The organism is Photorhabdus hainanensis (genome assembly GCF_018448965.1).
GTDB lineage: Bacteria > Pseudomonadota > Gammaproteobacteria > Enterobacterales > Enterobacteriaceae > Photorhabdus > Photorhabdus akhurstii.
In genome coordinates this window covers 1-1,914 of sequence record NZ_RCWD01000093.1, presented here as the reverse complement: position 1 = coordinate 1,914, position 1,914 = coordinate 1, and the positions used below count along the sequence as shown (strand labels likewise).

Below are 1,914 nucleotides of genomic sequence, written 5' to 3'. Positions count from 1 at the left end.
TTAGTACGCCAGGCAAGCTGGCGATAGAACAGAGGGTGAAAGTCCCTCCCGGGTAAGAGCTAGCCACTCGCCCGGTCCTTTAGCTATGCGCGACTGTAGGTAACTCCTGTCGTGAAGTGTTAGCGAAGGCACTCACAGGCCAGGTATTGAGCCACGAAATCGGTAAATCGGAGGTGGTGACGCAGTTAAGCGAGGCGGAAACCTATAATGGTCAGGTTGTATTGGCGAAACCTGATCATACCTCCCGGGGTCGGAGACCCTGTGCATGTGAGGAAGTTCGTCGCGCGGAACCTGGGAGATCCTGAACGGTTTCCCATCGTGAGCAGTTGGGACGATAAGGTCTAAGTGTCAAAGCAAAAGCCTTAGGGAGTTCAGGAAGTCGGACGGGAGTATAGTACCGGAGAAATCAGTGAACAAAACAGAAAACAATGTGGCGGAATTGATGGAGGGAAGGCTCCCGACCAAGGGGAACAGCCAACAGTGCGCCCGTATCCGGACACAGAGCCGGGGAAATACGACGTTACGCCTGCTGGCTGTGCGAAAAGCAGCAAAGAGGGATAGGAAACAACAGTTTACTCACCTTTTCCATCACATCAGCGAAGAACTTTTATGTCAGAGTTTTCAGCAACTTAAACGTCAGTCTGCCCCGGGTCGCGATGGTATCACATGGGAAAACTATGCGGAAAATCTGCAAAATAACCTCCATGCGCTCCACGGCAAACTTCATCGGGGGCAATACAGGCCCCAGCCGGCAAGGCGGGTGATGATCCTGAAAGAAGACGGGACAGAAAGGCCATTGAGTATCCTGTGTCTGGAGGACAAAATCGTGCAGCAAGCGGCTGTCACGGTCTTAAATCAAATCTACGAGACCGATTTTCTCGGCTTCTCGTATGGGTTCAGACCGGGCAGAGGGCAGCACGATGCTCTGGACGCGCTGAATGTGGCCGTTATGGAGAGGAAAGTCAATTGGGTGCTGGATCTGGACATCAGTCGGTTCTTCGATACCGTGGAACATGACTGGCTCATCCGGTTTATTCAGCACAGGATAAGGGACGGTCGGATGGTGCGATTAATCAGGCAGTGGGTTACGGTGGGGATAGTTGATGAACACGGTCACCGACAGAAGTCGCATTGTGGCACGCCGCAAGGCGCTGTCATATCGCCACTGCTGGCGAACATCTATTTGCACTACAGCTTTGATCTCTGGCTCAACGCCTGGCGAAAGCAGGCGCAAGGAGAGGTAGTGATGATCCGATATGCCGATGATGCGGTTCTGGGCTTCCAGAAACATCAGGATGCTCGGGCGTGCCAATCCCTGCTACAACGACGTCTGATGCAGTTTGGGCTGAAGGTACACCCAGCGAAAACCCGGCTGGTACGATTTGGCCGCTTTGCGCTAAAGCAATATGAGGAGCGACCGAAGAGGGGCAAGCCGGGGACGTTCGATTTTCTGGGATTTACGCATTATATAGGACGATTACACACGGGCAAGGATGCGGTGATGCGCAAAACCCAACGAAAACGGCGCCAAACACAACTGAAGCGAATAAAACAGGGGCTGCGGCAACGGCTGCACAACCGCCCGGAAGAAACGGGCCGGTGGCTGAAGCGAGTGGTAGAAGGGCACATCAATTACTATGGCGTCCCCTTCAACAGTAGAGCATTGTGTCAATTTGTGGAAGAAGTGAAGCGGATGTGGCTGAAGTCACTGAGACGGCGAAGCCAGCGGCACAAAATGACGTGGGCCCGTTACAGTCAGCTGGTGAATAAATGGATACCGCCCCCCCGAATTGTACATCCTTATCCTTTGCAGCGCTTTTACGCCAAACACCCGAGGTAGGAGCCGGATGCGTTAGTAGCGCACGTCCGGATCTGTGCGGGGGGTAGCCGGTAACGGCTATTCCTACCGCGACC

1 protein-coding gene is annotated in these 1,914 nt (G+C 53.8%); it reads left to right on the top strand.

Annotation, left to right across the window (positions count from 1 at the left end; genetic code table 11):
* Positions 1–409 precede the first annotated feature (409 nt).
* Positions 410–1,840 (top strand): group II intron reverse transcriptase/maturase, encoded by a 1,431-nt coding sequence (gene ltrA, locus EAE92_RS23945; protein ID WP_201025102.1) that lies wholly within the window; start codon positions 410–412, stop codon positions 1,838–1,840.
* The last annotated feature ends 74 nt before the right edge of the window (positions 1,841–1,914 follow it).